Consider the following 23,564-nt stretch of genomic DNA (forward strand, 5'->3'; position numbering starts at 1 on the left):
AAGTCGGAGTTCTTTTACCTGAACAGCTTTGACAGCATCGAGAGTCTGGAGGCGGGGCTGGTGGAATACATCCAGTACTACAACCAAGAGCGAATCAAATTGAAATTGAAGGGCCTGAGCCCGGTACAGTACCGGGAGCAGACCCAACAGGCCCAATCGGCCGCCTGACCCCTGTCCAAGTCTCGGGGGTCACTTCACCAATGGGGGCTCGGTCGCCGCATCCATGCGGCGAACGGTCCTGCCAAAGGCCCACCCGCCCCGCCTGTCAGGTTTCCTGCGGGCGCGGACGGGAAGGGCGGAATCAAGGGCAAGAGCAAAAGCAAAAAGGCAGCCGATGGCTGCCTTTTTTGTTTCCGCGAGCGTCGAGTCGGGGTCGGATCCCTTTGCGTAGCAAAGGGCTCTGACCCCAGACTTTGATCCTGCCTTTGCTCATCCCTCCGCCGCGGGGAGGCTGGAAGGGCCGGGTTGGCAGGGCTGCCCGGGACCGTTGGCGCCATGGATGGCGCCATCGAGCCCCCAGGGACGGGTTTACGGCGTGTCCCGGGCAGCCTCACCCACCCGGGCCCCCCAGCAAACCGAAACGTCCGCCGGCAACGCTTTGAACCTTACAGCGCCTCGAAAATACCCGCCGCGCCCATGCCGGTGCCGATGCACATCGTCACCATGCCGTACTTCTGCTGGCGACGACGCAGGCCGTGCAGCAGGGTTGCGGTACGGATCGCGCCGGTTGCACCCAGCGGGTGGCCCAAGGCAATCGCGCCGCCCAGCGGGTTGACCTTGGCCGGGTCCAGGCCGCAATCGCGGATCACCGCCAGCGACTGCGCGGCGAAGGCTTCGTTGAGCTCGATCCAATCCAGCTGGTCCTGGGTCAGGCCGGCCTGCTTCAGTGCCTTCGGGATCGCGGCGATCGGGCCGATGCCCATCACTTCCGGGCGCACGCCGGCCACCGAGAAGCTGACGAAACGGGCCAGCGGGGTCAGGCCGTAGTCCTTGATCGCCTGTTCCGAGGCCAGCAGCACGGCACCGGCGCCATCGCTCATCTGCGACGAGTTGCCAGCAGTGACGGTGCCGCCGAACTGGCCGTTGCGGAACACCGGGCGCAGCTTGGCCAGGCCATCAGCCGAGGAATCCGGGCGCGGGCCTTCGTCGGTGTCGGCGATCTTGTTGCGGGTGATGATGCGTTGGCCGTCGGCCAGGTCCGGCAGGTGCGAGACGATCTCGTACGGGCTGATCTCGTCCTTGAACTCGCCGTTCTGGATCGCGGCCATGGCCTTCTGGTGCGAGGCGAGGGCGAAGGCGTCCTGGTCTTCACGCGAGACCTTCCACTCTTCGGCGACCTTCTCGGCAGTGATGCCCATGCCGTAGGCGATGGCCACGTGGTCGTTGTCGAACACGCTCGGCGCCATGGCGATCTTGTTGCCCATCATCGGCACCATCGACATCGACTCGGTGCCACCGGCCAGCATCAGGTCGGCGTTGCCCAGGCGGATCGCGTCGGCGGCCTGCGCCACGGCCTGCAGGCCGGAGGAGCAGAAGCGGTTCACGGTCTGCGCGGCGATGGTGTTTGGCAGGCCAGCCAGCAGCACGCCGATGCGCGCCACGTTCATGCCCTGCTCGGCTTCGGGCATGGCGCAGCCGATGATCGCGTCATCGATGCGGTTGACGTCCACGCCCGGGGCCTGCGCGACGACGCTGCGCAGCACGTGCGCAAGCATGTCGTCGGGGCGGGTGTTGCGGAACATGCCCTTGGGCGCCTTGCCAACCGGGGTGCGGGTGGCGGCGACGATGTAGGCGTCCTGGATTTGCTTGGTCATTGCAGTGATCTCTTGAATTTTTTAGCCGGAGTGCCGACCAACGGTCGGCACCCACCGGAAGCAGGGATGGGCGATCAGTTACGCAGCGGCTTGCCGGTCTTCAGCATGTGCGCGATGCGGGCCTGGGTCTTTTCCTGCTGGGCCAGTTCGACGAAGTGCTTGCGCTCCAGGGTCAGCAGCCACTCTTCGTCGACCAGGGTGCCGCGGTCGACCTTGCCGCCGCACAGCACGGTGGCGATGCGCTCGGCGATCTCGTAGTCGTACGGGCTGATGAAGCGGCCTTCCAGCATGTTGACCAGCATCATCTTGAAGGTGGCGATACCCACGTCACCGGCGACCTGGATGCGGCGTGCCGGCAGCGGCGGGCGGTAGCCCGCTTCTGCCAGGGCGCGTGCTTCGGCCTTGGCGATATGCAGGGCCTCGTAGCTGTTGAACACCACCTTGTCGGTGCTGCGCAGCAGGCCCAGCTCCTTGGCGTTGACCGCCGAGTTGGACACCTTGGCCATCGCCACGGTCTCGAAGGTCTTCTTCAGTTCGGCGAACACGTCGCCGCCCGGGCCCGCGGCCTGCGAGGCACGCACGGCCAGTTCCTTCAGGCCGCCACCGGCCGGCAGCAGGCCGACGCCGGCTTCGACCAGGCCGATGTAGCTTTCCAGGAAGGCAACGGTCTTGGCGCTGTGCATCTGGAACTCGCAGCCGCCGCCCAGGGCCAGGCCACGCACGGCGGCCACCACCGGCACCAGGGAGTACTTGATGCGCTGGCTGGTGCGCTGGAAGTTGGCGACCATTTCTTCGAACTGGTCGACCTTGCCGGCCTGCAGCAGGCCGAGCGCACCGGCCAGGTCGGCGCCGGCGGAGAAGGGTTCCTTCTGCTGCCAGATCACCAGGCCCTGGAAGTCCTTCTCGGCGCGGCTGACGCATTCCTGCAGGCCGTCCAGCACCTGGTCGGAGACGGTGTTCATCTTGGTCTTGAAACTGACCACCGCGATGCCATCGCCGTCGTGCCACATGCGCAGGCCGTCGTTCTCGAACACGGTTTCGCCCGGAGCGAACTGCTCGCCCAGCAGCGGATCCGGGAAGCGCTGGCGCTGGTACACCGGCAGCGACGAACGCGGCAGCTTGGCGTTGCGCGACGGGCTGTAGCTGCCTTCGGCGGCGTGCACGCCGTCGCGGCCATCGAACACCCAATCCGGCAGCGGGGCGCTGCTCATGCTCTTGCCGGCCACGATGTCATCGGCGATCCACTGTGCCACCTGCTTCCAGCCGGCAGCCTGCCAGGTCTCGAACGGGCCCAGCGACCAGCCGTAACCCCAGCGGATGGCCAGATCGACGTCGCGCGCGGTCTCGGCGATGTCGGCCAGGTGGTAGGCGCTGTAGTGGAACAGGTCGCGGAAGGTCGCCCACAGGAACTGCGCCTGCGGGTGCTGGCTCTCGCGCAGCTTGGCGAACTTCTCGGCCGGGTTCTTGATCTTCAGGATCTCCACCACTTCCGGTGCGGCGGTGCGGTCGGCCGGACGGTAGTCCTGCTTCTCCAGATCCAGTACCACGATGTCCTTGCCGACCTTGCGGAAGATGCCGGCGCCGGTCTTCTGGCCCAGCGCGCCCTTGGAAATCAGCGCGTCCAGCCACTTCGGCGACTTGAAGAATTCATGCCACGGGTCGTTCGGCAGGGTGTCGCCCATGGTCTTGATGACGTGGGCCATGGTGTCCAGGCCGACCACGTCGGAGGTGCGGTAGGTGGCCGACTTCGGGCGGCCGACCAGCGGACCGGTCAGGCCGTCCACTTCATCGAAGCCCAGGCCGAACTGCTGGGTGTGGTGGATGGTGGACAGGATCGAGAACACGCCGATGCGGTTGCCGATGAAGTTCGGGGTGTCCTTGGCGTACACCACGCCCTTGCCCAGGGTGGTGACCAGGAACTCTTCCAGGCCTTCCAGCACGGCGGCGTCGGTGGTGGTGGCCGGGATCAGCTCGGCCAGGTGCATGTAGCGCGGCGGGTTGAAGAAGTGCACGCCGCAGAAGCGGTGGCGCAGCTGTTCGGGCAGCACGTCGGCCAGCTTGTTGATGCCCAGGCCCGAGGTGTTGGAGGCCAGCACCGCGTGGTCGGCCACGAACGGCGCAATCTTCTTGTACAGGTCCTGCTTCCAGTCCATGCGCTCGGCGATGGCCTCGATGATCAGGTCGCAGTCCTTCAGCTGCTCCAGGCCGGAGTCGTAATTGGCCGGGGTGATGGCTTCGGCCAGCGACTTGCTGGCCAGCGGCGCCGGGCTCAGCTTGCCCAGGTTGGCGATCGCCTTCAGCACGATGCCATCGGCCGGACCTTCCTTCGCAGGCAGGTCGAACAGCACGGTGTCGACGCCGGCGTTGGTGAGGTGGGCGGCGATCTGGGCACCCATGACGCCGGCACCCAGCACGGCGGCGCGGCGGACTAGCAGGGAATTGGACATGGTGTAGGGCCTTTGTTGGTCAGCAGTTACTGGGTGGAATCAACGGGAAGCGGGCAGGGCGCTGGCGCGTGCGGCGGCGCGGAACCCGGCTTCGGCGAAATGGATCAGTTCGTGGGCGGCATGGGCACGATGCGCCGCTTCGGTGACACCGGCGGGACGCTTGATCAGCCCGAAGTCGGCCATCGCATAGGTCAGCGAGCCAGCCAGGAAGTCGAGGCGCCAGTACAGCTCCTCCTTGCTCAGGCCGGGCACGCACTCGCCGATGGCCTTGCCGAACGCACGCAGCACGTGGCCGTAGTGGTCGGACAGGAACTTGCGCAGGTTGTCGTTCTTCTCGGCGTAGGCGCGGGCAATCACGCGCACGAAGGCGCCGCCGTTCTGGCGGTCCTGGGCCAGCGCCAGGGCCGGCTCGACGAAGGCGGCCAGCACCGGGCGCAGTTCGCCGGGGTGTTCGCTGCGGGCCCGCTCCAGCTGCGCCAGGCGCGCGCCGGTCATCTCGTCCATGCGGCGGCGGAAGACCTCATTGACCAGATTTTCCTTGGAACCGAAGTGGTAGTTGACCGCGGCAATGTTGACGTCGGCCTGGCTGGTCACCTGGCGCAGCGAGGTGCCGGCGAAGCCGTGCTGGGCGAACAGCTCCTCGGCCGCGCCGAGGATCCGGTCCTTGGTCGAGAAGTGGGCGGGTTTGGCCATCGGCGGGCAGACCTTAATCAAACGATTGTTTGATACTAGGACCAGACGGTACCGTATGGCATTTTGCAGTGCAGCAAAATCGGCCGCTCCGGTCAGATTTCACTCAGGTGGGTGAATGGGTGGACCTGAACCTGTAGAGCCGAGCCCGCGCTCGGCTGCTCTTCGGCCCAAAGGCCAGCGGAGCATGGGCTCGGCGCTACAACAGGGCCACATGGCCCTCTACCACCCGGCCACGTTATCTTTTACAATTCGCCTACGTTTATCAGGCTAAGCCCGCGTCCCGACGCGGGTTTTTTTCATGTTACCCTTCGGGCCATCAGCGGCCCGATTCCATTGGAGACATCCCATGGCGCTGGAGCGCACCCTTTCGATCATCAAGCCGGACGCCGTTGCCAAGAACGTCATCGGCGAAATCTACGCCCGCTTCGAGAAGGCCGGCCTGAAGGTCGTGGCCGCCAAGTACAAGCAGCTGTCGCGCCGTGAAGCCGAAGGCTTCTATGCCGTGCACCGCGAGCGTCCGTTCTTCAACGCGCTGGTCGAGTTCATGATCTCCGGCCCGGTGATGATCCAGGCCCTGGAAGGCGAGAACGCCGTCCTGGCCCACCGCGACCTGCTGGGCGCCACCAACCCGAAGGAAGCCGCGCCGGGCACCATCCGCGCCGACTTCGCCGAATCCATCGATGCCAACGCCGCACACGGCTCGGACTCGGTCGAGAATGCCGCGATTGAGATCGCCTACTTCTTCGCCGCCACCGAAGTCGTCTCGCGCTGAGAGTAATGCCGTGAACGAGGTCGTACAGTCCCCCGCCATCCAGCCGCTGCCGAAGTCGGCACCCACGGCTGGCAAGCAGAACCTGCTCGACCTCGATCGCGCGGGCCTGGAGAAGTTTTTCGTCGAGGTTCTCGGCGAGAAGAAGTTCCGTGCCCATCAGGTGATGAAGTGGATCCACCATCGCTACGTCACCGATTTCGATGAAATGACCGACCTCGGCAAGGTCCTGCGCGCCAAGCTGCAGGCCCATGCCGAGGTGCTGGTTCCGAACATCGTGTTCGACAAGCCCTCCGCCGACGGCACCCACAAGTGGCTGCTGGCGATGGGCGTGGATGGCAAGAACGCCATCGAGACCGTGTACATCCCGGACAAGACCCGCGGCACGTTGTGCGTGTCCTCGCAGGTCGGTTGCGGCCTGAACTGCACGTTCTGCTCCACCGCCACCCAGGGCTTCAACCGTAACCTGACCACCGCCGAGATCATCGGCCAGGTGTGGGTTGCCGCACGCCACCTGGGCAACGTGCCGCACCAGATGCGCCGCCTCACCAACGTGGTGATGATGGGCATGGGCGAGCCGCTGATGAATTTCGACAACGTCGTGCGCGCCATGAGCGTGATGCGCGACGACCTGGGCTACGGCCTGGCCAACAAGCGAGTGACCCTGTCGACCTCCGGCCTGGTGCCGCAGATCGACCGCCTGTCTGCCGAAAGCGACGTGTCGCTGGCGGTGTCGCTGCATGCGCCGAACGACGCACTGCGCGAGACGCTGGTGCCGCTCAACAAGAAGTACCCGATCGCCGAGCTGATGGCCTCGTGCGCACGCTACCTGCGCGCCAACAAGCGCCGCGAATCGGTCACCTTTGAATACACCCTGATGAAGGGCGTCAACGACAAGCCCGAGCATGCCCGCGAGCTGGCCCGCCTGATGCGCCAGTTCGACAACGCGGTGCAGGCCAAGGATTCGGGCAAGGTCAACCTGATCCCGTTCAATCCGTTCCCGGGCACCCGCTACGAGCGTTCCGAGGAGGCCAACATCCGCGCCTTCCAGAAGATCCTGCTCGACAGCAACGTGCTGACGATGGTCCGCCGCACCCGTGGCGACGACATCGACGCCGCCTGTGGCCAGCTCAAGGGCCAGGTGATGGACCGCACCCGCCGCCAGGCGGAGTTCAACAAGACGCTGCAGGCGGGGAAGGGGAGCGATGCCGCGGCCTGACCGCCTCTGGCTGGCGCTTCTCACAGGCGTGCTGGCCGTTGCGGTCGGCGGCTGCAAATCCCAACCCAAGGCCAAGCTGGGCCCCAGCGAAGCGCCGGTCTATTCGGTGCGAGATCCGGACAGCGTGCGGCGCCAGGTGCGCCTGCAGGATCTGCTGGCGCTGGCTGCCCGTGACATGCAGGTCGGCAACCTGGATGCGGCCGAACGCAAGGCGCGCGAGGCGCTGAAGCTGGCGCCCGACTCGCCGGATGCGCTGGTGCTGCTGGCCGGCATCGATGAGCGCCGTGGCCGGAGCCAGCAAGCGGGCGAGAGCTTCCGCAGGGCGGCCGAACAGGCGCCGCAGCGCGGTGACATCCTCAACAATTACGGGGCGTGGCTGTGCCAGCAGGGGCGGCCGGCCGAGTCGCTGGCGTGGTTCGATCGAGCGCTGCAGGCGCCGGGCTACGCCACACCGGCCGAATCCCAGGCCAATGCGGGCAGCTGTGCACTGGACGCTGGCCAACTTGAACGTGCCGAAGGCGACCTGCGCGCGGCGCTGTCGGTGCTGCCGGGAAACCCGGTCGCGCTGGAGGCGATGGCGCAGCTCAGCTTCCGCCAGGGCCGCTTCATGGAGGCCCGGGCCTTCGCCGAACGTAGGATTGCGGCTGCACCCGCAACGCGTTCCGTGTTACAACTTGCGTCTCAAATCGAAGCGCGGCTGGGTGATCGGGCGGCATCTGATCGCTATCTTCAGCGGATTCGACAGGAATTTCCGCAGGAAGCGGGCTCCTAACTCCAGGGTTGATGCATTGTGATTGATGACCAGACTGTGAGCGCTCTCGAGACTGCGGCCGGCTGCGGCACCCGCCTGCGCCACGCCCGCGAGGCGGCCGGACTGACCCTCGAAGATGTCGGCTCGCGCCTGCGCATGCCGGTCCAGGTGGTCAGGTCGCTGGAAGAAGAACAATGGCAGAAGCTTGGCGCGCCGGTGTTCGTGCGCGGCCAGCTGCGCAGCTATGCGCGGCTTCTGGACGTGGACGTGGGAGAGCTGCTGGAGCAGGCCCAGGTCGGCCCGGTGGTGCCGCCTACCCTGGTCAGCCATACCCATACCCCGCGTGCGCGCCGCATTGCCGAGAATCTCGGCCGTCGCGTGCTGTACGTCGGCATCACCGCGGTGCTGGCAGTGCCGGTGTGGTTCGCCACCCGTGGTCATTTCGATGGCAGTGCGACGCCGTCGCCGAACACCGCCTCGCTGGACGCGATTCCGGCCGCCGTGCCGGTCACCCCCTCTGCCGCCGGCGTCGAGCCGGCCGCGGTGGCGGACGTGGCGAGCGCTCCGGCCAGCAAGCCGGCCGCCACTCCGTACGTGGCCTCGCTGGCCCCGGTGCCGCGTCCAGCCCCGGCACCGGCCGCTGCCGCCAATACGCTGGACATGCAGTTCAGTGGCGACAGCTGGGTCGATATCGGCGGCCCGGACGGCAGCACTGTCGAGAAGGCGCTGATCAAATCCGGCGAGAGCCGCAGCTTCACGCCGGGCCAGGTGACCCGGGTGACCCTGGGCAACGCCTCGGCGGTCCAGGTTCAGCAGAACGGCGCTATCGTCGATCTGACCCCCTACCAGCGAGCCAACGTGGCACGCTTTCAGGTATCCTCTGAAGGCTCCGTAGTCCCGGTTTCGCACTGAGGCGCGGTTTCACCACCTTCGATTAATTCCAATGGTCCCTCCCGATGGGCGGGGCGAGAGTACGCATGGCGATCGACGATCTGCTCGACGAGCACGAACAAAGTGAACGCGTCCGCAGCTGGCTGCGGAAGAATGGCGCCAGCATCCTCGGTGGCGTGGTCATCGCCATCGGTGCCATTGCCGGCTGGCAGTGGTACCAGAAGGATCAGGGCGGCAAGCTGGCCTCGGCCAATGTCGAGTACCAGAAGGCGCTCGTTGGCCTGCAGCAGAACAAGCTCGACGACGCCGCCAAGGCGGTCAAGGCGCTCGAAGCCGGCCCGTCCAGCATCTACGGCGACCTGGCGGCGCTGCAGCTGGCCAAGGCCCAGGTCGATGCCGGCAAGAACGAAGAAGCCCTGGCTACCCTGCGCGGCGTGAAGGTTGAAGGTGACCTGCAGCGCGTGGTCGACCAGCGCGTGGCCCGCCTGCTGGTGGCCACCGGCAAGAGCGACGAGGCGATCAAGCTGCTGGGCAGCGCCACCGACAGCAGCAGCCTGGAAATCCATGGCGATGCGCTGATGGCGCAGGGCAAGCGCGATGAGGCCCGCGCACAGTACGAGAAGGCGCTGAAGACGCTGGACGTGGCAGCGCCGCAGCGGCGCCTGCTGGAAACCAAGGTTATGGACGCCGGCGGCACCGTCGCCGCCCCTGCGGAGTCGGTTTGATGAGTCAGAAGGTCATGATCACCCGCGTCGCCACCGTGCTCCTGATGGGCATGGCCCTGACCGGCTGCAGCACCATGAAGGGCTGGTTCGCCGGCAAGGACGCGGCCGCGAAGAAGGCACAGGAACCGGCTGAGCTGGTCAAGTTCGAGCCGACCCTGAAGGTCAACAAGGCCTGGTCGGTCAACCTCGGCAAGGGCGAGCGCCGCATCGGCGTGCGCCAGGGCCCGGCCGTGGCCAACGGCCACGTGTTCGCTGCGGCGATCACCGGTGGCGTGCACGCCATCGACCTGCAGACCGGCAAGAAGGTCTGGACCTGGGAGCCGCAGAAGGAAAAGAAGAAGGCCAAGCTGCGCCTGTCCGGTGGCCCGGGTGTCGGTGAGAACCTGGTCGTGATCGGCACGCTCGATGGCCAGGTCATCGCGCTGGACATCAACGACGGCAGCGAAAAGTGGCGCGCCCGTGTTCCGGGTGAAGTCATCGCCGCGCCGGCCATCGCCCAGGGCGCGGTCTACGTGCGCAGCAACGACGGCCGTATCACTGCGTTCGATGCCGGCAACGGCACCCAGAAGTGGTTCAACCCGAGCGAGCTGCCGGCGCTGACCGTGCGTGGCAACGCACCGGTGGTGACCGGCCCGGGCGTGCTGTTCATCGGCAAGGACGAGGGCGCGGTTGCCGCCCTGGCCCAGCAGGATGGCCGCACCCTGTGGGAACAGAACGTGGGCAACGGTGAAGGCCGTACCGAGCTGGAGCGCATGGCCGATGTGGACGGCGCGCCGGTGCTGGATGGCAACACCCTGTTCGTGAGCAGCTTCAAGAACCAGACGATGGCCATTGAAGGCCCGACCGGTCGCCCGCTGTGGGCGCGCGACCACGGCGGTGCGGGTGGCGTGGCGGTGTCGTCGGGCAATGTGTTCGTGACCGACAACAAGGGCGGCGTGTTCGGCCTGGACAAGGCCAGCGGCGCAGCCATGTGGTCGCAGACGGCACTGGCCCGTCGCTCGCTGACCGGCCCGGCGCTGCATGGCGACTACGTCGTGGTCGGCGACTACAAGGGATACGTGCACTGGCTGCAGGCCTCCGATGGTGCGATGGCGGCACGGGCAAAGAGTGGCGGTGACGCCCTGCTGGCCCAGCCGGTCGTCGCAGACGGGGTGCTGCTGGTGCAGAACGTGGATGGCAAGCTGACCGCCTTCCGGTTGGCAAATTAATACGGAGTACTCGCGATGCTGCCTTTGGTCGCCCTGGTTGGACGGCCGAATGTCGGCAAGTCGACCATTTTCAATGCGTTGACCCGCACCCGTGACGCCCTGGTCCATGACCAGCCCGGCGTCACCCGTGATCGCAACTACGGCGTCTGCCGCCTCGACGAGGACAATCATTTCCTCGTCGTGGATACCGGCGGTATTGCCGGTGAGGACGAAGGCCTGGCCGGTGCCACCACCCGCCAGGCGCGTGCGGCGGCTGCCGAAGCGGACCTGATCCTGTTCGTCGTCGATGCCCGCGAGGGCACCTCGGCGCTGGACGACGAGATCCTGGCGTGGCTGCGCAAGCTGTCGCGCCCGACGTTGCTGCTTATCAACAAGATCGACGGCACCGACGAGGACAGCGTCCGCTCCGAGTTCGCCCGCTACGGTTTCGGCGAAATGCTGACCGTCTCGGCCGCGCATCGCCAGGGCCTGGACGACCTGCTGGACGAAGTGATCCAGCGCCTGCCGGAAGAAGGTAGCGGCGAAGAGCTGGACAACGATCCGAACCGCATCCGCATCGCCTTCGTCGGCCGCCCGAACGTGGGCAAGTCGACCCTGGTCAACCGCATCCTCGGCGAGGAGCGCATGATCGCCTCCGACGTGCCGGGCACCACCCGCGACTCGATCGCAGTGGACCTGGAGCGCGACGGTCGCGAGTACCGCCTGATCGATACCGCCGGCCTGCGCCGTCGCTCGCGCGTGGACGAGGTCGTCGAGAAGTTCTCGGTGGTCAAGACCATGCAGTCGATCGAGCAGTGCCAGGTGGCCGTGCTGATGCTCGACGCCACCGAAGGCGTGACCGACCAGGACGCCACCGTGCTCGGTGCCGTGCTCGACGCCGGCCGCGCGTTGGTGATCGCCATCAACAAGTGGGATGGCCTGACCGAGTACCAGCGCGAGCAGGCCGAGACCATGCTGTCGCTGAAGCTGGGCTTCGTGCCGTGGGCCGAATCGGTGCGCATTTCGGCCAAGCATGGCTCGGGCCTGCGCGAGCTGTTCCGCGCGGTGCACCGTGCGCACGAATCGGCCAACAAGACCTTCACCACCAGCGAAGTGAACAAGGCCTTGGAAGTGGCCTACGAGACCAACCCGCCGCCGACCATCCGCGGCCACGTCTCCAAGCTGCGCTACGTGCACCCGGCCGGTTCCAACCCGCCGACCTTCATCGTGCACGGCACCCGCCTGAAGGAGCTGCAGGAGTCGTACAAGCGCTACCTGGAGAACTTCTTCCGCAAGCGCTTCAAGCTGATCGGCACGCCAGTGAGCTTCATCTTCCGCGAGGGTACCAACCCGTACGAGGGCAAGAAGAACGTCCTCACCGAGCGGCAGATCAAGTCCAAGCGGCGCTTGATGAAGCACGTCAAGGGCAAGTGATTCAGAGAAAGGCGGCCCCAGGGCCGCCTTTCTTGTCTGTGGTAGTGCCGGCCGCTGGCCGGCAACCTCGCGTCGTCCGGTGCGTTCATGGCCATGCCGGCCAGCGGCCGGCACTACCCCATGTTTGCAGGTATCGGTCAAGGCGGCCTGCCGCCACGTGCGTGATAATGCGGCCATGAGCATCCAAGAGCTTTCCCCCGCGCAGGCACGCGAGCGCCTGGCCCATGGCGCGGTGCTGATCGATGTGCGCGAGGCGCACGAACGGGCCGGCGGCATGGCCGAGGGCGCGCGTGGCGTGGCCAAGGGCGAACTGCAGGCCGACCCGGCCGCGCATCTGCCGCAGCGCGACCAGGAGATCCTGCTGATCTGCCAGAGCGGCAAGCGCTCGGCCGATGCTGCGCAGTTCCTGCTGCAGGCCGGCTACACCCACGTCGCTTCCGTGACCGGCGGTACCGTGGCCTGGCGCGAGCAGTCGCTGCCGCTGGTGCAGCCGCTGGCCAGTGCCGCCGACCGCGATTTCTTTGATCGCTATTCGCGGCATCTGCTGCTGCCGCAAGTCGGCGAGGCAGGTCAGCGCCGGCTGCAGCAGGCGCGTGTGCTGGTGCTGGGCGCGGGCGGGCTGGGTGCGCCGGCGGGCTTCTATCTGGCCGCGGCGGGGGTAGGGCACCTGCGCTTTGCTGACCACGACCGCGTGGAGCGCAGCAACCTGCACCGGCAGATCGTGCATACCGAAGCCAGCGTGGGCCAGCTCAAGGTCGATTCGGCGCGCGAGCGGCTGCTGGCGCTGAACCCGTCGATTGAGGTCGAGGCCGTGCCCGAGCGGGTCACCTCCGAGAACGTGGATGCGCTGCTGGAGGGCGTGGACGTGGTGCTGGATGGGTCGGACAACTTCCCGCTGCGCTACCTGCTCAACGACGCCTGCATCAAGCACGCCAAGCCGCTGGTATATGCCGCCATCGAGCGCTTCGACGGCCAGGTCAGCGTGTTTGATGCCGGTCGCCAGCGCGGCGTGGCGCCGTGCTATCGCTGCCTGTTCCCGGAACCGCCGCCGCCGGAGTTCGCGCCGAACTGTTCCGAGGCCGGGGTGCTGGGCGTGCTGCCCGGGTTGGCCGGCGTCCTGCAGGCCACCGAAGTGCTGAAGCTGCTGCTGGGTATTGGCGAGCCGCTGGTGGGGCGGCTGCTGCGCTTCGACGCGTTGGGCATGCGCTTCCGCGAGACCGGCATCCGGCCGGACCCGCATTGCCCGGTGTGTGCGCCGGGCGTGCCGTTCCCGGGGTATATCGATTACGCCGCGTTCTGCCGGGATGGGTGAGGCTGGCCGGAGATTCATCCACGCATGGCGTGGATCTACCGGGGCGCGGCGGCTGTGCGTCATCCACGCATGGCGTGGATCTACTGTAGAGCCGAGCCCATGCTCGGCTGCTTCTGGCCTCGGCACGAAGAGCAGCCGAGCGTGGGCTCGGCTCTACAGCGACTTGCAACGGTTTCGGGATGATGCCGGGGCGGGCGCCCATCATCGTTCCACCTCCAAGACAATCCGGCGCAACATGCGTGCTATTGCCGTCATCGGCATTGCTCTATTGTTGAACCCGATTCTGATCTTGGGGAAAACACCGCATGGCGGTAGAAGCAGCGACCAGCGAGTTGGTCAAGGTCGTCGCCCTGTTGGGCGCGGCGGTGGTGATGGTGCCTTTGTTCCGCCGGGCCGGCCTGGGCTCGGTGCTGGGCTACTTCGCTGCCGGCCTGGCGATCGGACCGTTCGGGCTGGGCTGGTTCTCCGACCCGCAGGCGATCCTGCATACCGCCGAACTCGGCGTGGTGATGTTCCTGTTCGTGATCGGCCTGGAAATGCGGCCCTCGCACCTGTGGAGCCTGCGCAAGGAGATCTTCGGGCTGGGCACGCTGCAGATCGTCACCTGTGCGCTGGTGCTGACCAGCATCGCCAAGCTGTTCGGCCTGCCGTGGCAGGTGGCCTTCATCGGTGCCACCGGCTTCGTGCTCACCTCCACCGCAGTGGTGATGCAGCTGCTGGCCGAGCGCGGTGACATCGCGCTGCCGTCGGGGCAGAAGATCGTCTCCATCCTGTTGTTCGAAGACCTGCTGATCGTGCCGTTGCTGGCGCTGGTAGCCTGGATGGGCCCCAGTGCGGGCAGTGCCGACGGCGAGGGTTCGCGCTGGCTGTCGGTGGCCATCGGTGTCGGCGCCATCGTCGGCCTGGTGCTGGTCGGCCGCTTCCTGCTCAACCCGTTGTTCCGCGTGCTGGCCGAATCGAAGGCGCGCGAGGTGATGACTGCCGCCGCGCTGCTGGTGGTGCTGGGTGCGGCGCTGCTGATGCAGTTGTCCGGCCTGTCGATGGCGATGGGCGCGTTCCTGGCCGGCGTGCTGCTGAGCGAGTCGACCTTCCGCCACCAGATCGAAGCGGACATCGAACCGTTCCGCGGCATCCTGCTCGGCCTGTTCTTCCTCAGCGTGGGCATGGCGCTGGACCTGGGCGTGGTGGCTGGCAACTGGCAGCTGATCCTCGGCCTGGTGCTGGCGCTGATGGCAGCCAAGGCGCTGTGCATCTACGTGGTCGCGCGCATCATGGGCAGCGACCACGCGCAGGCGCTGGACCGTGGCGTGCTGATGGCACAGGGCGGCGAGTTCGCCTTCGTGCTGTTCTCCGCCGCGGCATCGGCCGGCGTGATCAACCTGGAGATCAATGCCAACTTCACCGCGGTGGTGGTGTTGTCGATGGCGCTGACCCCGCTGGTGGTGCTGCTCTACAAGCGCATCGCGCCGAAGCCGACGGTAAACATGGACGGCGTGGACGAGGCCGAGGGCCTGTCCGGCAGCGTGCTGCTGATCGGCTTCGGCCGCTTCGGCCAGGTTGCCAGCCAGTCGCTGCTGGCGCGCGATGTGGACGTGACCATCATCGACAACGATGTGGAGATGATCCAGAGCGCCGCGCGGTTCGGCTTCAAGATCTATTACGGCGACGGTACGCGACTGGACGTGCTGCATGCCTCGGGCGCGGCCACCGCACGTGCGATTGCGGTGTGCGTGGACAAGGCCGAGGCGGCTGATCGCATTGTTGAGCTGGTGTCGCACGAGTTCCCGCAGGCCAAGCTGATGGTGCGCTCGTTCGACCGCGAGCATTCGCTGCGGCTGATCCATGCCGGTGTCGATTTCCAGATCCGCGAGACGTTTGAATCGGCGGTGCTGTTCGGCCAGGCCGCGCTGGTGGAACTGGGTGCGGATGAGGACGATGCGGTGGAGATTGCCGAGCAGATCCGTCGCCGCGATGCCGAGCGTTTCGAGTTGGAAATTGCTGGTGGTGGTCTGAATGCCGGCGCCAAGATGGTGTTCGGCAACTCCGGCCAGGGCGTGCCGACGCCGACGCCGTTCACCGCACCGAAGCGCGAGAGCAAGACGCTGAACCCGCAGGATGTGCCGGAAGAGGAATGACCTGTGTTGCCCGACGGGCAACCGGGCCGGGCAAATTCAGCGGGCGGGCACAATCGGGGGGATGGGTGAACGGAACCGGGCGGGTAAAGGGAACCGGGTAGAGTCGACTGTTAGTCGACTATCGCGCGCAGCGCGGGGATTTTGATCATCTGAACGAAGAGCAGTCGACTAACAGTCGACTCTACCGACAGCGGTTCCCAACGCCAGCAGCTCCCGATCGGTGGCGCGGCGGTGGGCGAGGGGGCCTGAATCGGGGACAATAGCGTCCCCGCCGCCCCACGCCTGCCCCCAATGAACGATTCCGCCCCCCAGCATCCTGCCCGCATCCTTGATGGCCGCCGTATCGCCGAGGACCTGCTCGACAGCCTGAAGGTGCGCGTCGACGCCCGCGTGGCCGCCGGCGGCAGCCGCCCGGGCCTGGCCGTGGTGCTGGTGGGTGGCGACCCGGCTTCGACCGTGTACGTGCGCAACAAGCGCCGTGCCGCCGAGAAGGTCGGCATCGAGGCGCATGACTACGATCTGCCGGCCGGTACCACCGAGGCCGAGCTGCTCGACCTGATCGACCAGCTCAACGCCGATCCGAAGATCAATGGCATCCTGATCCAGCTGCCGCTGCCGGGCATCCCCGACGCGCGCCGGCTGATCCAGCGCATCGACCCGCGCAAGGACGTGGACGGCTTCCACCCGGAAAACGTCGGCCACCTGGCCCTGCGCGAGTTCGGCCTGCGCCCGTGCACCCCGCGCGGCATCACCACGCTGCTGGGCCACACCGACCAGCCGGTGCGTGGCCGCAACGCCACCATCGTGGGCGTGAGCAACCATGTCGGCCGCCCGATGGGCCTGGAGCTGCTGATTGCCGGCTGCACCGTGACCAGCTGCCACAAGTTCACCCCCAAGGACGTGCTGGAACAGGCCGTGCGCAACGCCGACATCCTGGTGGTGGCGGTGGGCCGGCCCGGCATCGTGCCGGGTGAGTGGGTGAAGCCGGGCGCGGTGGTGATCGACGTGGGCATCAACCGGTTGGATGACGGCCGGCTGGTGGGTGATGTCGGGTTTGAAGCGGCGGCCCAGCGGGCCAGCTGGATCACCCCGGTGCCGGGCGGTGTCGGCCCGATGACCGTGGCTACGTTGATGCAGAACACCCTGGAAGCCGCGGAAGCGCTGAGCTGACCCCAATTGGGGCTATCTGCTGTTGGTGGGTGCCGACCGTTGGTCGGCACAATGCTGGGGCACAGGTGTCTGAAGGGTAGTGCGGACCAACGGTCCGCACCTATCAAAGATGCCCCAGGGCTGGCCCAGGTGATCCTCTCAAGGTCAAGGTGGGTGCGGACCGTTGGTCGGCACAATGCCGGTGCACAGGTGTATCAAGGTAATGCGGACCAACGGTCCGCATCCACCAAGGGCAGGTTCCAGGCCCTGAGAGCCGGTTCCAAGCCCTCCTGAACCGATCGCCGCCCGCGCGACACTGCGTCGCATCTACCCCCTGCCACGCGGCGCGAAAACAGGGTAAAATGTCGCGCTTCCCCACATCTCGGGTATGCCGATGCTGCGCATCCAGGCTGAAGCACTCACTTACGACGACGTCTCGCTCGTCCCCGCCCACTCGACCATCCTGCCCAAGGACGTCAACCTCGAAACGCGGTTGACCCGAGACCTGAAGCTGAAGCTTCCGATCCTGTCCGCCGCCATGGACACCGTCACCGAAGCCCGCCTGGCCATCGCCATGGCCCAGCTCGGCGGCATGGGCATCATCCACAAGAATCTCAGCCTGGAACAGCAGGCCGCGGAAGTGGCCAAGGTCAAGAAGTTCGAGGCCGGTGTCATCCGCGACCCGATCACCGTCGGCCCGGAAACCACCATCCGCGACGTGCTGGCCCTGACCCAGGCGCACAACATCTCCGGCGTGCCGGTGGTGGGCAGCGACGGCCTGCTGGCCGGCATCGTGACCCATCGCGACATGCGCTTCGAGACCGAGCTGGACGACCCGGTCCGCCACATCATGACCAAGAAGGATCGCCTGATCACGGTCAAGGAAGGCGCCGCGTCTGACGAAGTGCTGCAGCTGCTGCACCGCAACCGCATCGAAAAGGTGCTGGTGGTCAATGATTCGTTCGAACTGCGTGGCCTGATCACCGTCAAGGACATCCAGAAGAACACCGACTTCCCGAACGCTGCCAAGGATCTGTCGACCCGCCTGCTGGTCGGCGCCGCCGTCGGCGTGGGTGGCGATACCGATCGCCGCGTGGAAGCGCTGGTCGCCGCCGGCGTGGACGTGATCGTGGTTGATACCGCGCACGGCCACTCGCAGGGCGTGCTGGACCGCGTCAGCTGGGTCAAGAAGAACTTCCCGAACGTGCAGGTCATCGGTGGCAACATCTGCACCGGCGAAGCCGCACTGGCGCTGCTGGACAGCGGCGCGGACGCGGTCAAGGTCGGCATCGGCCCGGGCTCGATCTGCACCACCCGCGTCGTCGCCGGCGTCGGCGTGCCGCAGGTCACCGCCATTGATCTGGTGGCCGAAGCGCTGCAGGACCGCATCCCGCTGATCGCCGACGGTGGCATCCGTTACTCGGGCGACATCGGCAAGGCGCTGGCCGCCGGTGCCTCGACCATCATGGTCGGCGGCCTGCTGGCCGGTACCGAGGAATCGCCGGGCGAGACCGAGCTGTACCAGGGCCGTTCGTACAAGAGCTACCGCGGCATGGGTTCGCTGGCTGCCATGGAGAAGGGGTCGAAGGACCGCTACTTCCAGGACGCCGCCACCGCCGACAAGCTGGTGCCGGAAGGCATCGAAGGCCGCGTGCCGTACCGCGGCCCGGTGGGCGGCATCATCCACCAGCTGATGGGCGGCCTGCGCGCCACCATGGGCTACGTGGGCTGCGCCACCATCGAAGACATGCGCAGCAAGCCCAAGTTCGTGAAGATCAGCGGCGCCGGCCAGCGTGAGAGCCACGTCCACGACGTGACGATCACCAAAGAGCCGCCGAACTACCGCGCCTGACGCGGGCCGAGCAAAGAGGAACGGGGAAGCACTTCCCGTTCCTCTTTCTCCATCTGCCGCCGTAAATCTGATTTCGTTTTCCCTACTGCATTGCCGGGGCGCCATGACCAACATCCATAACGACAAGATCCTCATCCTCGATTTCGGCGCGCAGTACACGCAGCTGATCGCCCGCCGCATCCGCGAGCTGGGCGTCTACTGCGAAATCTGGGCGTGGGACCACAACCCGGCCGAGATTGCCGCGTTTGGCGCCAAGGGCATCATCCTGTCCGGTGGCCCGGAGTCGACCACGCTGCCGGGGGCGCCGGCCGCGCCGCAGGAAGTGTTCGACAGCGGCCTGCCGATCTTCGGCATCTGCTACGGCATGCAGACCCTGGCCGCGCAGCTGGGCGGTGCCACCGAAGCCGCTGACCAGCGCGAGTTCGGCCACGCCGAAGTGAACGTGATCAACCCCGATGCACTGTTCAAGGGCCTGAGCGACCACGGCGGCGAGCCGAAGCTGAATGTCTGGATGAGCCACGGCGACCACGTCTCTGTCGCGCCGCCGGGCTTCACCATCACCGCCACCACCGACCGCATTCCGGTGGCCGCCATGGCCAACGAAGAAAAGCGCTGGTACGGCGTGCAGTTCCACCCGGAAGTGACCCACACCCTGCAGGGCCAGGCGCTGCTGCGCCGCTTCGTGGTGGATGTGTGCGGCTGCCAGACCCTGTGGACCGCCGCCAACATCATCGATGACCAGATCGCCCGCGTGCGCGAACAGGTGGGCGATGACGAAGTGATCCTGGGCCTGTCCGGCGGCGTCGATTCGTCCGTGGTGGCCGCGCTGCTGCACAAGGCCATCGGCGACAAGCTGACCTGCGTGTTCGTGGATACCGGCCTGCTGCGCTGGCAGGAAGGCGACCAGGTGATGGCGATGTTTGCCGAGCACATGGGTGTGAAGGTGGTGCGCGTGAATGCCGCCGACCGTTACTTCGCCGCACTGGCAGGCGTGAGCGACCCGGAAGCCAAGCGCAAGATCATCGGCAACCTGTTCGTTGAGATCTTCGATGAAGAATCGAACAAGCTGAAGAACGCCAAGTGGCTGGCGCAGGGCACCATCTACCCGGACGTGATCGAGTCCGCCGGCAGCAAGACCGGCAAGGCCCATGTGATCAAGAGCCACCACAACGTGGGCGGCCTGCCGGAGCACATGAAGCTGGGCTTGGTGGAGCCGCTGCGCGAGCTGTTCAAGGACGAAGTGCGTCGCCTGGGCGTTGAGCTGGGCCTGCCCCGCACCATGGTCTACCGCCATCCGTTCCCGGGCCCGGGCCTGGGCGTGCGTATCCTGGGCGAAGTGAAGCGCGAGTACGCCGAGCTGCTGGCCAAGGCCGATGCCATCTTCATTGATGAGCTGCGCAAGGCGGACCTGTACGACAAGACCAGCCAGGCGTTTGCCGTGTTCCTGCCGGTGAAGTCGGTGGGCGTGGTGGGCGATGCGCGCGCGTATGAGTGGGTGATTGCGCTGCGGGCCGTGGAGACGATCGACTTCATGACCGCGCATTGGGCGCATCTGCCGTATGAGTTCCTGGGGACGGTGAGCAACCGGATCATCAATGAGTTGCGGGGGGTGTCGAGGGTTGTTTATGACATCTCGGGGAAGCCGCCGGCTACTATTGAGTGGGAATGAGTTGAGAGAACGAGGGCGCCGAGAGACGCCCTTGTTAGCGGGGGCGAGTCCGTCTTCATTGGCAAAGATTGCTTTGCTACCTCAACGCATTGAACGACTCGTCTCACAGGGCTGGAGTATGGGGTAAATGACCCTGAATCCGAGAGTCGCTTGCTCAAGCGCACCGCCAACCCAATTTTCATCGTGATCGAAGCAAAGAAGCGCAGCGTCCGGGTGAAATGCACTCATTCTATGGGCATACTTGGTTCATCTTGCTCGCTAATTTGCTTGTCGCTTCTCCTCCGGAGGTGCGTTTTCAGGCAGGATGGAATTAGGTGCTTCAGTTGCTTGGGGGGCGTGCGTTCTTGGAAGATTCTCTTGTCTCCGCTGTCAGAGACTCATGTACTTCCGAGAAAATTGTCAGGCGCATTGTTGCTTTGAGCCAGCTGTCACGCCGATGTGCACATCATAAGAAAGGCGCTTTGTGAGCGACCAGCAAATCACCCTCAGCCAAATCGAAGGCCACCTCTGGGAATCCGCCAATATTCTGCGCGGCCCGGTGGATGCGGCTGACTTCAAGACCTACATCTTCCCGCTGCTGTTCTTCAAGCGCATCTGCGACGTCTGGGACGAGGAGTACCAGGAGATTGTTGATGAGACCGGCGACGAGCAACTGGCCTGGTTTCCCGAGTCGCACCGCTTCCAGATCCCGGAAGACTGTCACTGGAACGACGTTCGCACCAAGGCCAGCAATGTCGGCACGGCCCTTCAGCGCGCGATGCGCGAGATTGAGAAGGCTAACCCAGACACGCTTTACGGCGTGTTCGGCGATGCTCAGTGGTCGAACAAGGATCGGCTGTCTGATGCCTTGCTCAAGGACCTGATTGAGCACTTCTCCAAGCTGCCGTTCGGGAACAGGAACGTCAATTCGGATTTGCTTGGCGACGCCTACGAATACCTCATCAAGAAGTTTGCCGACGCCACCAACAAGAAGGCTGGCGAGTTCTACACCCCACGCAGTGTCGTGCGGTTGATGATCGACATGCTCGATCCCAAAGAGGCGGAGACCATCTACGACCCAGCGTGTGGCACTGGCGGCATGCTGCTTGCCGCCGTGCAACACGTGAAGGAACAGCATGGCGACGTTAAGCGGCTGTGGGGAAAGCTGTACGGGCAAGAGAAAAACCTCACCACCTCATCCATCGCGCGGATGAACCTGTTCCTTCACGGAATCGAGGATTTCCAGGTGGTACGCGGCGACACGCTGCGTAACCCGGCCTTCTTTGAGGTTGATGGGTTGGCCACGTTTGACTGCGTGATCGCCAATCCCCCGTTCTCGCTGGAAAAGTGGGGTGAGGACTTGTGGCTGAACGATCCCTTCGGCCGCAACTTTGCCGGCCTGCCGCCTTCATCCAGCGGTGACTTTGCCTGGGTGCAGCACATGGTCAAGTCAATGGCTGATGTCAGCGGCCGGATGGCCGTGGTGTTGCCCCAGGGAGCCCTGTTCCGAAAAGGTGTGGAAGGCAGCATCCGCCAGAAACTGCTGGAGATGGATCTGGTCGAGGCCGTAATCGGGTTGGCGCCCAACCTGTTTTACGGCACTAGCCTGGCCGCGTGCATCCTGGTTCTGCGTAAACGCAAGCCGGCCAAGCACAAGAAGAAGGTGTTGATCGCCGATGCGTCACGCCTGTTCCGCCGTGGCCGAGCGCAAAACTATCTGGAGCTAGAGCATGCCGCCCAGATCCTCAGCTGGTATCGCGGCTTTGCCGATGTGCAGGATGCGGTCCGCGTGGTCAGGCTTGACGAGATCAAGGCCGAGGGCTGGACGCTCAACATCTCGCGCTATGTACTGCCACCCGTGCAAGAAGACATCCCGCCACTGCCCGAAGCTATCGCGGCATTCAAGGACGCGCTCATCCGCTGCCGTGAGGCCGAAGAGCTGCTCGCTCAGGTCATTACTAAAGGGGGATGGCTGAAATGAGGCAATCAAGTGAACGCATCAGCCAACAAGAACTCGAAAGCTACTTGTGGGGCGCAGCCGTCCTGCTTCGCGGCCTCATCGACGCGGGTGACTATAAGCAGTTCATCTTCCCACTGCTGTTTTACAAGCGCGTATCGGACGTGTGGGAAGAGGAATACCAGGCGGCCCTGACTAACTCGAGGGGTGACCTCTCCTATGCCCAGTTCGCGGAGAACCATCGCTTCCAGATTCCCCACGGCGCTCACTGGAACGTAGTCCGCCAGGCACCCAAGAGCGTAGGCGTAGCCATTCAGAAAGCCATGCGCGCTATCGAGACCGCCAACCCGGATCTGCTCGATGGTATTTTCGGCGATGCGCCATGGACCAACCGCGAGCGCCTGCCAGATGAAACGCTGAAGAACCTTATCGAGCACTTCTCCACCCAGACGTTGTCGGTGGCCAACGTCCCCGAGGACGAGTTGGGCAACGCCTACGAATATCTGATCAAGAAGTTCGCGGACGATTCCGGCCACACAGCGGCCGAGTTTTACACCAACCGCACGGTTGTGCATCTGATGACGCAACTCCTGGCGCCACAGGCAGGCGAGTCGATCTACGACCCCACCTGCGGTACCGGTGGCATGTTGATCTCGGCGCTGGACGAAGTGAAGCGTTCGGGCGGCGAGTACCGCACGCTCAAGCTCTACGGGCAGGAGCGCAACCTCATTACCTCATCCATCGCTCGCATGAATCTGTTCCTGCATGGCGTGGAGGACTTCGAGATCATTCGGGGAGACACCCTGGCCGAACCCAAACACATCGAAGGCGATCGCCTGCGCCAGTTCGACGTGATCCTGGCCAACCCCCCGTACTCCATCAAGCAGTGGAACCGCGAGGCCTGGAGCAGTGACAGGTGGGGCCGCAACACCCTGGGTACACCGCCGCAGGGTCGGGCCGATTACGCCTTCCAGCAGCACATCCTGGCAAGCCTGTCAGCCAAGGGGCGGTGTGCGGTGCTCTGGCCCCACGGTGTGCTGTTCCGCAACGAAGAACAGGCCATGCGCACCAGAATGGTCGAACAGGACTGGGTCGAGGCCGTCATTGGTTTGGGGCCCAACTTGTTCTACAACTCCCCGATGGAGTCGTGCATCGTCATCTGCAACCGCAAGAAGGTCGCGCCTCGCAAGGGCAAGGTGATACTAATTGACGCGGTGAATGAGGTAGCCCGCGAACGGGCGCAGAGCTTCCTGAAGCCCGAGCACCAGCAGCGCATTCTGACCGCCTACAAGACCTTTGCGGACGTGCCCGGTTTCGCCAAGGTCGCCACCCTGGCTGAAATCGGTGCCAATGCAGGTAACCTGTCGATCCCGCTGTATGTGAAGCGCACTACCGGAGCCATCGCCACCGATAGCAATGGCGACGCGATATCGCTGCGCTCCGTCTGGGGCCAATGGCTAGCCGATGGCCAGACCTTCTGGGAACGGATGGATTCGCTAGTCGAAACGCTGGATGGACTGATTACGGAGAACATCGAGCGTGCCTGACAAGAGCAAGAGAATCCTGAAGCCAGGCTGGCGT

18 protein-coding genes are annotated in these 23,564 nt (G+C 65.4%); 15 read left to right on the plus strand and 3 right to left on the minus strand.

Annotated features, from left to right (window positions below; translation table 11 throughout):
- A partial coding sequence (locus AC5P8J_RS19150) for an IS3 family transposase (RefSeq protein WP_495217068.1) occupies window positions 1-168 on the plus strand: 168 nt, incomplete at its 5' end.
- A 437-nt stretch (window positions 169-605) separates the two neighbouring features.
- Here the strand turns inward: AC5P8J_RS19150 and AC5P8J_RS19155 are convergent.
- The 3 genes from AC5P8J_RS19155 to AC5P8J_RS19165 form a co-directional block, all read right to left on the minus strand.
- Entirely contained in the window at window positions 606-1,814 is a 1,209-nt protein-coding gene (locus AC5P8J_RS19155) for an acetyl-CoA C-acyltransferase (protein WP_021202920.1), read from the minus strand.
- 74 nt (window positions 1,815-1,888) lie between these two features.
- Window positions 1,889-4,261: a 3-hydroxyacyl-CoA dehydrogenase/enoyl-CoA hydratase family protein gene (locus AC5P8J_RS19160; protein ID WP_021202919.1), complete on the minus strand. Its 2,373-nt coding sequence runs from the start codon at window positions 4,259-4,261 to the stop codon at window positions 1,889-1,891.
- A 39-nt stretch (window positions 4,262-4,300) separates the two neighbouring features.
- A complete protein-coding gene (locus tag AC5P8J_RS19165) occupies window positions 4,301-4,954 on the minus strand; it encodes a TetR/AcrR family transcriptional regulator (RefSeq protein ID WP_019661306.1) in 654 nt (217 codons plus the stop codon).
- Window positions 4,955-5,300: 346 nt separating this feature from the next.
- Between AC5P8J_RS19165 and ndk the strand changes: the two genes are divergently transcribed.
- The 14 genes from ndk to AC5P8J_RS19235 all read left to right on the plus strand — a co-directional run bounded on the left by ndk (window position 5,301) and on the right by AC5P8J_RS19235 (window position 23,530).
- Window positions 5,301-5,726 carry a nucleoside-diphosphate kinase gene (gene ndk / locus AC5P8J_RS19170; protein WP_005409295.1) on the plus strand — a complete coding sequence of 142 codons (426 nt, stop codon included), beginning with the start codon at window positions 5,301-5,303 and terminating at the stop codon, window positions 5,724-5,726.
- Between the two features lie 10 nt (window positions 5,727-5,736).
- Complete coding sequence (gene rlmN / locus AC5P8J_RS19175; RefSeq protein ID WP_111103165.1) at window positions 5,737-6,942, plus strand: dual-specificity RNA methyltransferase RlmN; 1,206 nt, start codon at window positions 5,737-5,739, stop codon at window positions 6,940-6,942.
- Entirely contained in the window at window positions 6,929-7,714 is a 786-nt protein-coding gene (gene pilW / locus AC5P8J_RS19180; protein WP_111103163.1) for a type IV pilus biogenesis/stability protein PilW, read from the plus strand. The genes rlmN and pilW overlap by 14 nt, the downstream gene beginning before the upstream one ends.
- Window positions 7,715-7,732: 18 nt before the next feature.
- Entirely contained in the window at window positions 7,733-8,605 is an 873-nt protein-coding gene (locus AC5P8J_RS19185) for a RodZ domain-containing protein (RefSeq protein ID WP_494540123.1), read from the plus strand.
- A gap of 65 nt (window positions 8,606-8,670) precedes the next feature.
- Window positions 8,671-9,309, plus strand: a complete 639-nt coding sequence (locus AC5P8J_RS19190) for a YfgM family protein (RefSeq protein WP_019661310.1) — start codon at window positions 8,671-8,673, stop codon at window positions 9,307-9,309.
- Window positions 9,309-10,517: an outer membrane protein assembly factor BamB gene (gene bamB / locus AC5P8J_RS19195; protein ID WP_019661311.1), complete on the plus strand. Its 1,209-nt coding sequence runs from the start codon at window positions 9,309-9,311 to the stop codon at window positions 10,515-10,517. The genes AC5P8J_RS19190 and bamB overlap by 1 nt, the downstream gene beginning before the upstream one ends.
- A 15-nt stretch (window positions 10,518-10,532) precedes the next feature.
- Window positions 10,533-11,930 (plus strand): ribosome biogenesis GTPase Der, encoded by a 1,398-nt coding sequence (gene der / locus AC5P8J_RS19200; RefSeq protein WP_019661312.1) that lies wholly within the window; start codon window positions 10,533-10,535, stop codon window positions 11,928-11,930.
- A gap of 175 nt (window positions 11,931-12,105) precedes the next feature.
- Window positions 12,106-13,242 (plus strand): molybdopterin-synthase adenylyltransferase MoeB, encoded by a 1,137-nt coding sequence (gene moeB / locus AC5P8J_RS19205; protein WP_111099311.1) that lies wholly within the window; start codon window positions 12,106-12,108, stop codon window positions 13,240-13,242.
- A 305-nt stretch (window positions 13,243-13,547) separates the two neighbouring features.
- Complete coding sequence (locus AC5P8J_RS19210) at window positions 13,548-15,377, plus strand: monovalent cation:proton antiporter-2 (CPA2) family protein (RefSeq protein WP_495217049.1); 1,830 nt, start codon at window positions 13,548-13,550, stop codon at window positions 15,375-15,377.
- Between the two features lie 291 nt (window positions 15,378-15,668).
- Window positions 15,669-16,547, plus strand: coding sequence for a bifunctional methylenetetrahydrofolate dehydrogenase/methenyltetrahydrofolate cyclohydrolase FolD (gene folD, locus AC5P8J_RS19215; protein WP_164133639.1), 879 nt, complete (start codon window positions 15,669-15,671; stop codon window positions 16,545-16,547).
- 373 nt (window positions 16,548-16,920) lie between these two features.
- Entirely contained in the window at window positions 16,921-18,378 is a 1,458-nt protein-coding gene (guaB, locus tag AC5P8J_RS19220; protein WP_005409308.1) for an IMP dehydrogenase, read from the plus strand.
- 103 nt (window positions 18,379-18,481) lie between these two features.
- A complete protein-coding gene (guaA, locus tag AC5P8J_RS19225) occupies window positions 18,482-20,047 on the plus strand; it encodes a glutamine-hydrolyzing GMP synthase (protein ID WP_197584633.1) in 1,566 nt (521 codons plus the stop codon).
- 463 nt (window positions 20,048-20,510) lie between these two features.
- The gene (locus AC5P8J_RS19230) at window positions 20,511-22,007 is read left to right on the plus strand and encodes a type I restriction-modification system subunit M (protein ID WP_495217051.1); all 1,497 of its coding nucleotides are present in this window, start codon (window positions 20,511-20,513) and stop codon (window positions 22,005-22,007) included.
- Window positions 22,004-23,530, plus strand: coding sequence for a type I restriction-modification system subunit M (locus AC5P8J_RS19235; RefSeq protein ID WP_495217052.1), 1,527 nt, complete (start codon window positions 22,004-22,006; stop codon window positions 23,528-23,530). Before AC5P8J_RS19230 ends, AC5P8J_RS19235 begins: the two co-directional genes overlap by 4 nt.
- Window positions 23,531-23,564 lie beyond the last annotated feature (34 nt).

Source organism: Stenotrophomonas sp. YJH_SMC_37 (genome assembly GCF_059370035.1).

What these genes read in the sequence shown, in the direction of transcription:
- bamB (WP_019661311.1), top strand. Translation starts at nt 9,309, where the DNA reads ATGAGTCAGAAGGTCATGATCACCCGCGTCGCCACCGTGCTCCTGATG.
- AC5P8J_RS19155 (WP_021202920.1), bottom strand. Translation starts at nt 1,814, where the DNA reads ATGACCAAGCAAATCCAGGACGCCTACATCGTCGCCGCCACCCGCACC.
- der (WP_019661312.1), top strand. Translation starts at nt 10,533, where the DNA reads ATGCTGCCTTTGGTCGCCCTGGTTGGACGGCCGAATGTCGGCAAGTCG.
- moeB (WP_111099311.1), top strand. Translation starts at nt 12,106, where the DNA reads ATGAGCATCCAAGAGCTTTCCCCCGCGCAGGCACGCGAGCGCCTGGCC.
- guaB (WP_005409308.1), top strand. Translation starts at nt 16,921, where the DNA reads ATGCTGCGCATCCAGGCTGAAGCACTCACTTACGACGACGTCTCGCTC.
- AC5P8J_RS19190 (WP_019661310.1), top strand. Translation starts at nt 8,671, where the DNA reads ATGGCGATCGACGATCTGCTCGACGAGCACGAACAAAGTGAACGCGTC.
- ndk (WP_005409295.1), top strand. Translation starts at nt 5,301, where the DNA reads ATGGCGCTGGAGCGCACCCTTTCGATCATCAAGCCGGACGCCGTTGCC.
- AC5P8J_RS19160 (WP_021202919.1), bottom strand. Translation starts at nt 4,261, where the DNA reads ATGTCCAATTCCCTGCTAGTCCGCCGCGCCGCCGTGCTGGGTGCCGGC.
- pilW (WP_111103163.1), top strand. Translation starts at nt 6,929, where the DNA reads ATGCCGCGGCCTGACCGCCTCTGGCTGGCGCTTCTCACAGGCGTGCTG.
- AC5P8J_RS19235 (WP_495217052.1), top strand. Translation starts at nt 22,004, where the DNA reads ATGAGGCAATCAAGTGAACGCATCAGCCAACAAGAACTCGAAAGCTAC.
- AC5P8J_RS19210 (WP_495217049.1), top strand. Translation starts at nt 13,548, where the DNA reads ATGGCGGTAGAAGCAGCGACCAGCGAGTTGGTCAAGGTCGTCGCCCTG.
- folD (WP_164133639.1), top strand. Translation starts at nt 15,669, where the DNA reads ATGAACGATTCCGCCCCCCAGCATCCTGCCCGCATCCTTGATGGCCGC.
- AC5P8J_RS19165 (WP_019661306.1), bottom strand. Translation starts at nt 4,954, where the DNA reads ATGGCCAAACCCGCCCACTTCTCGACCAAGGACCGGATCCTCGGCGCG.
- guaA (WP_197584633.1), top strand. Translation starts at nt 18,482, where the DNA reads ATGACCAACATCCATAACGACAAGATCCTCATCCTCGATTTCGGCGCG.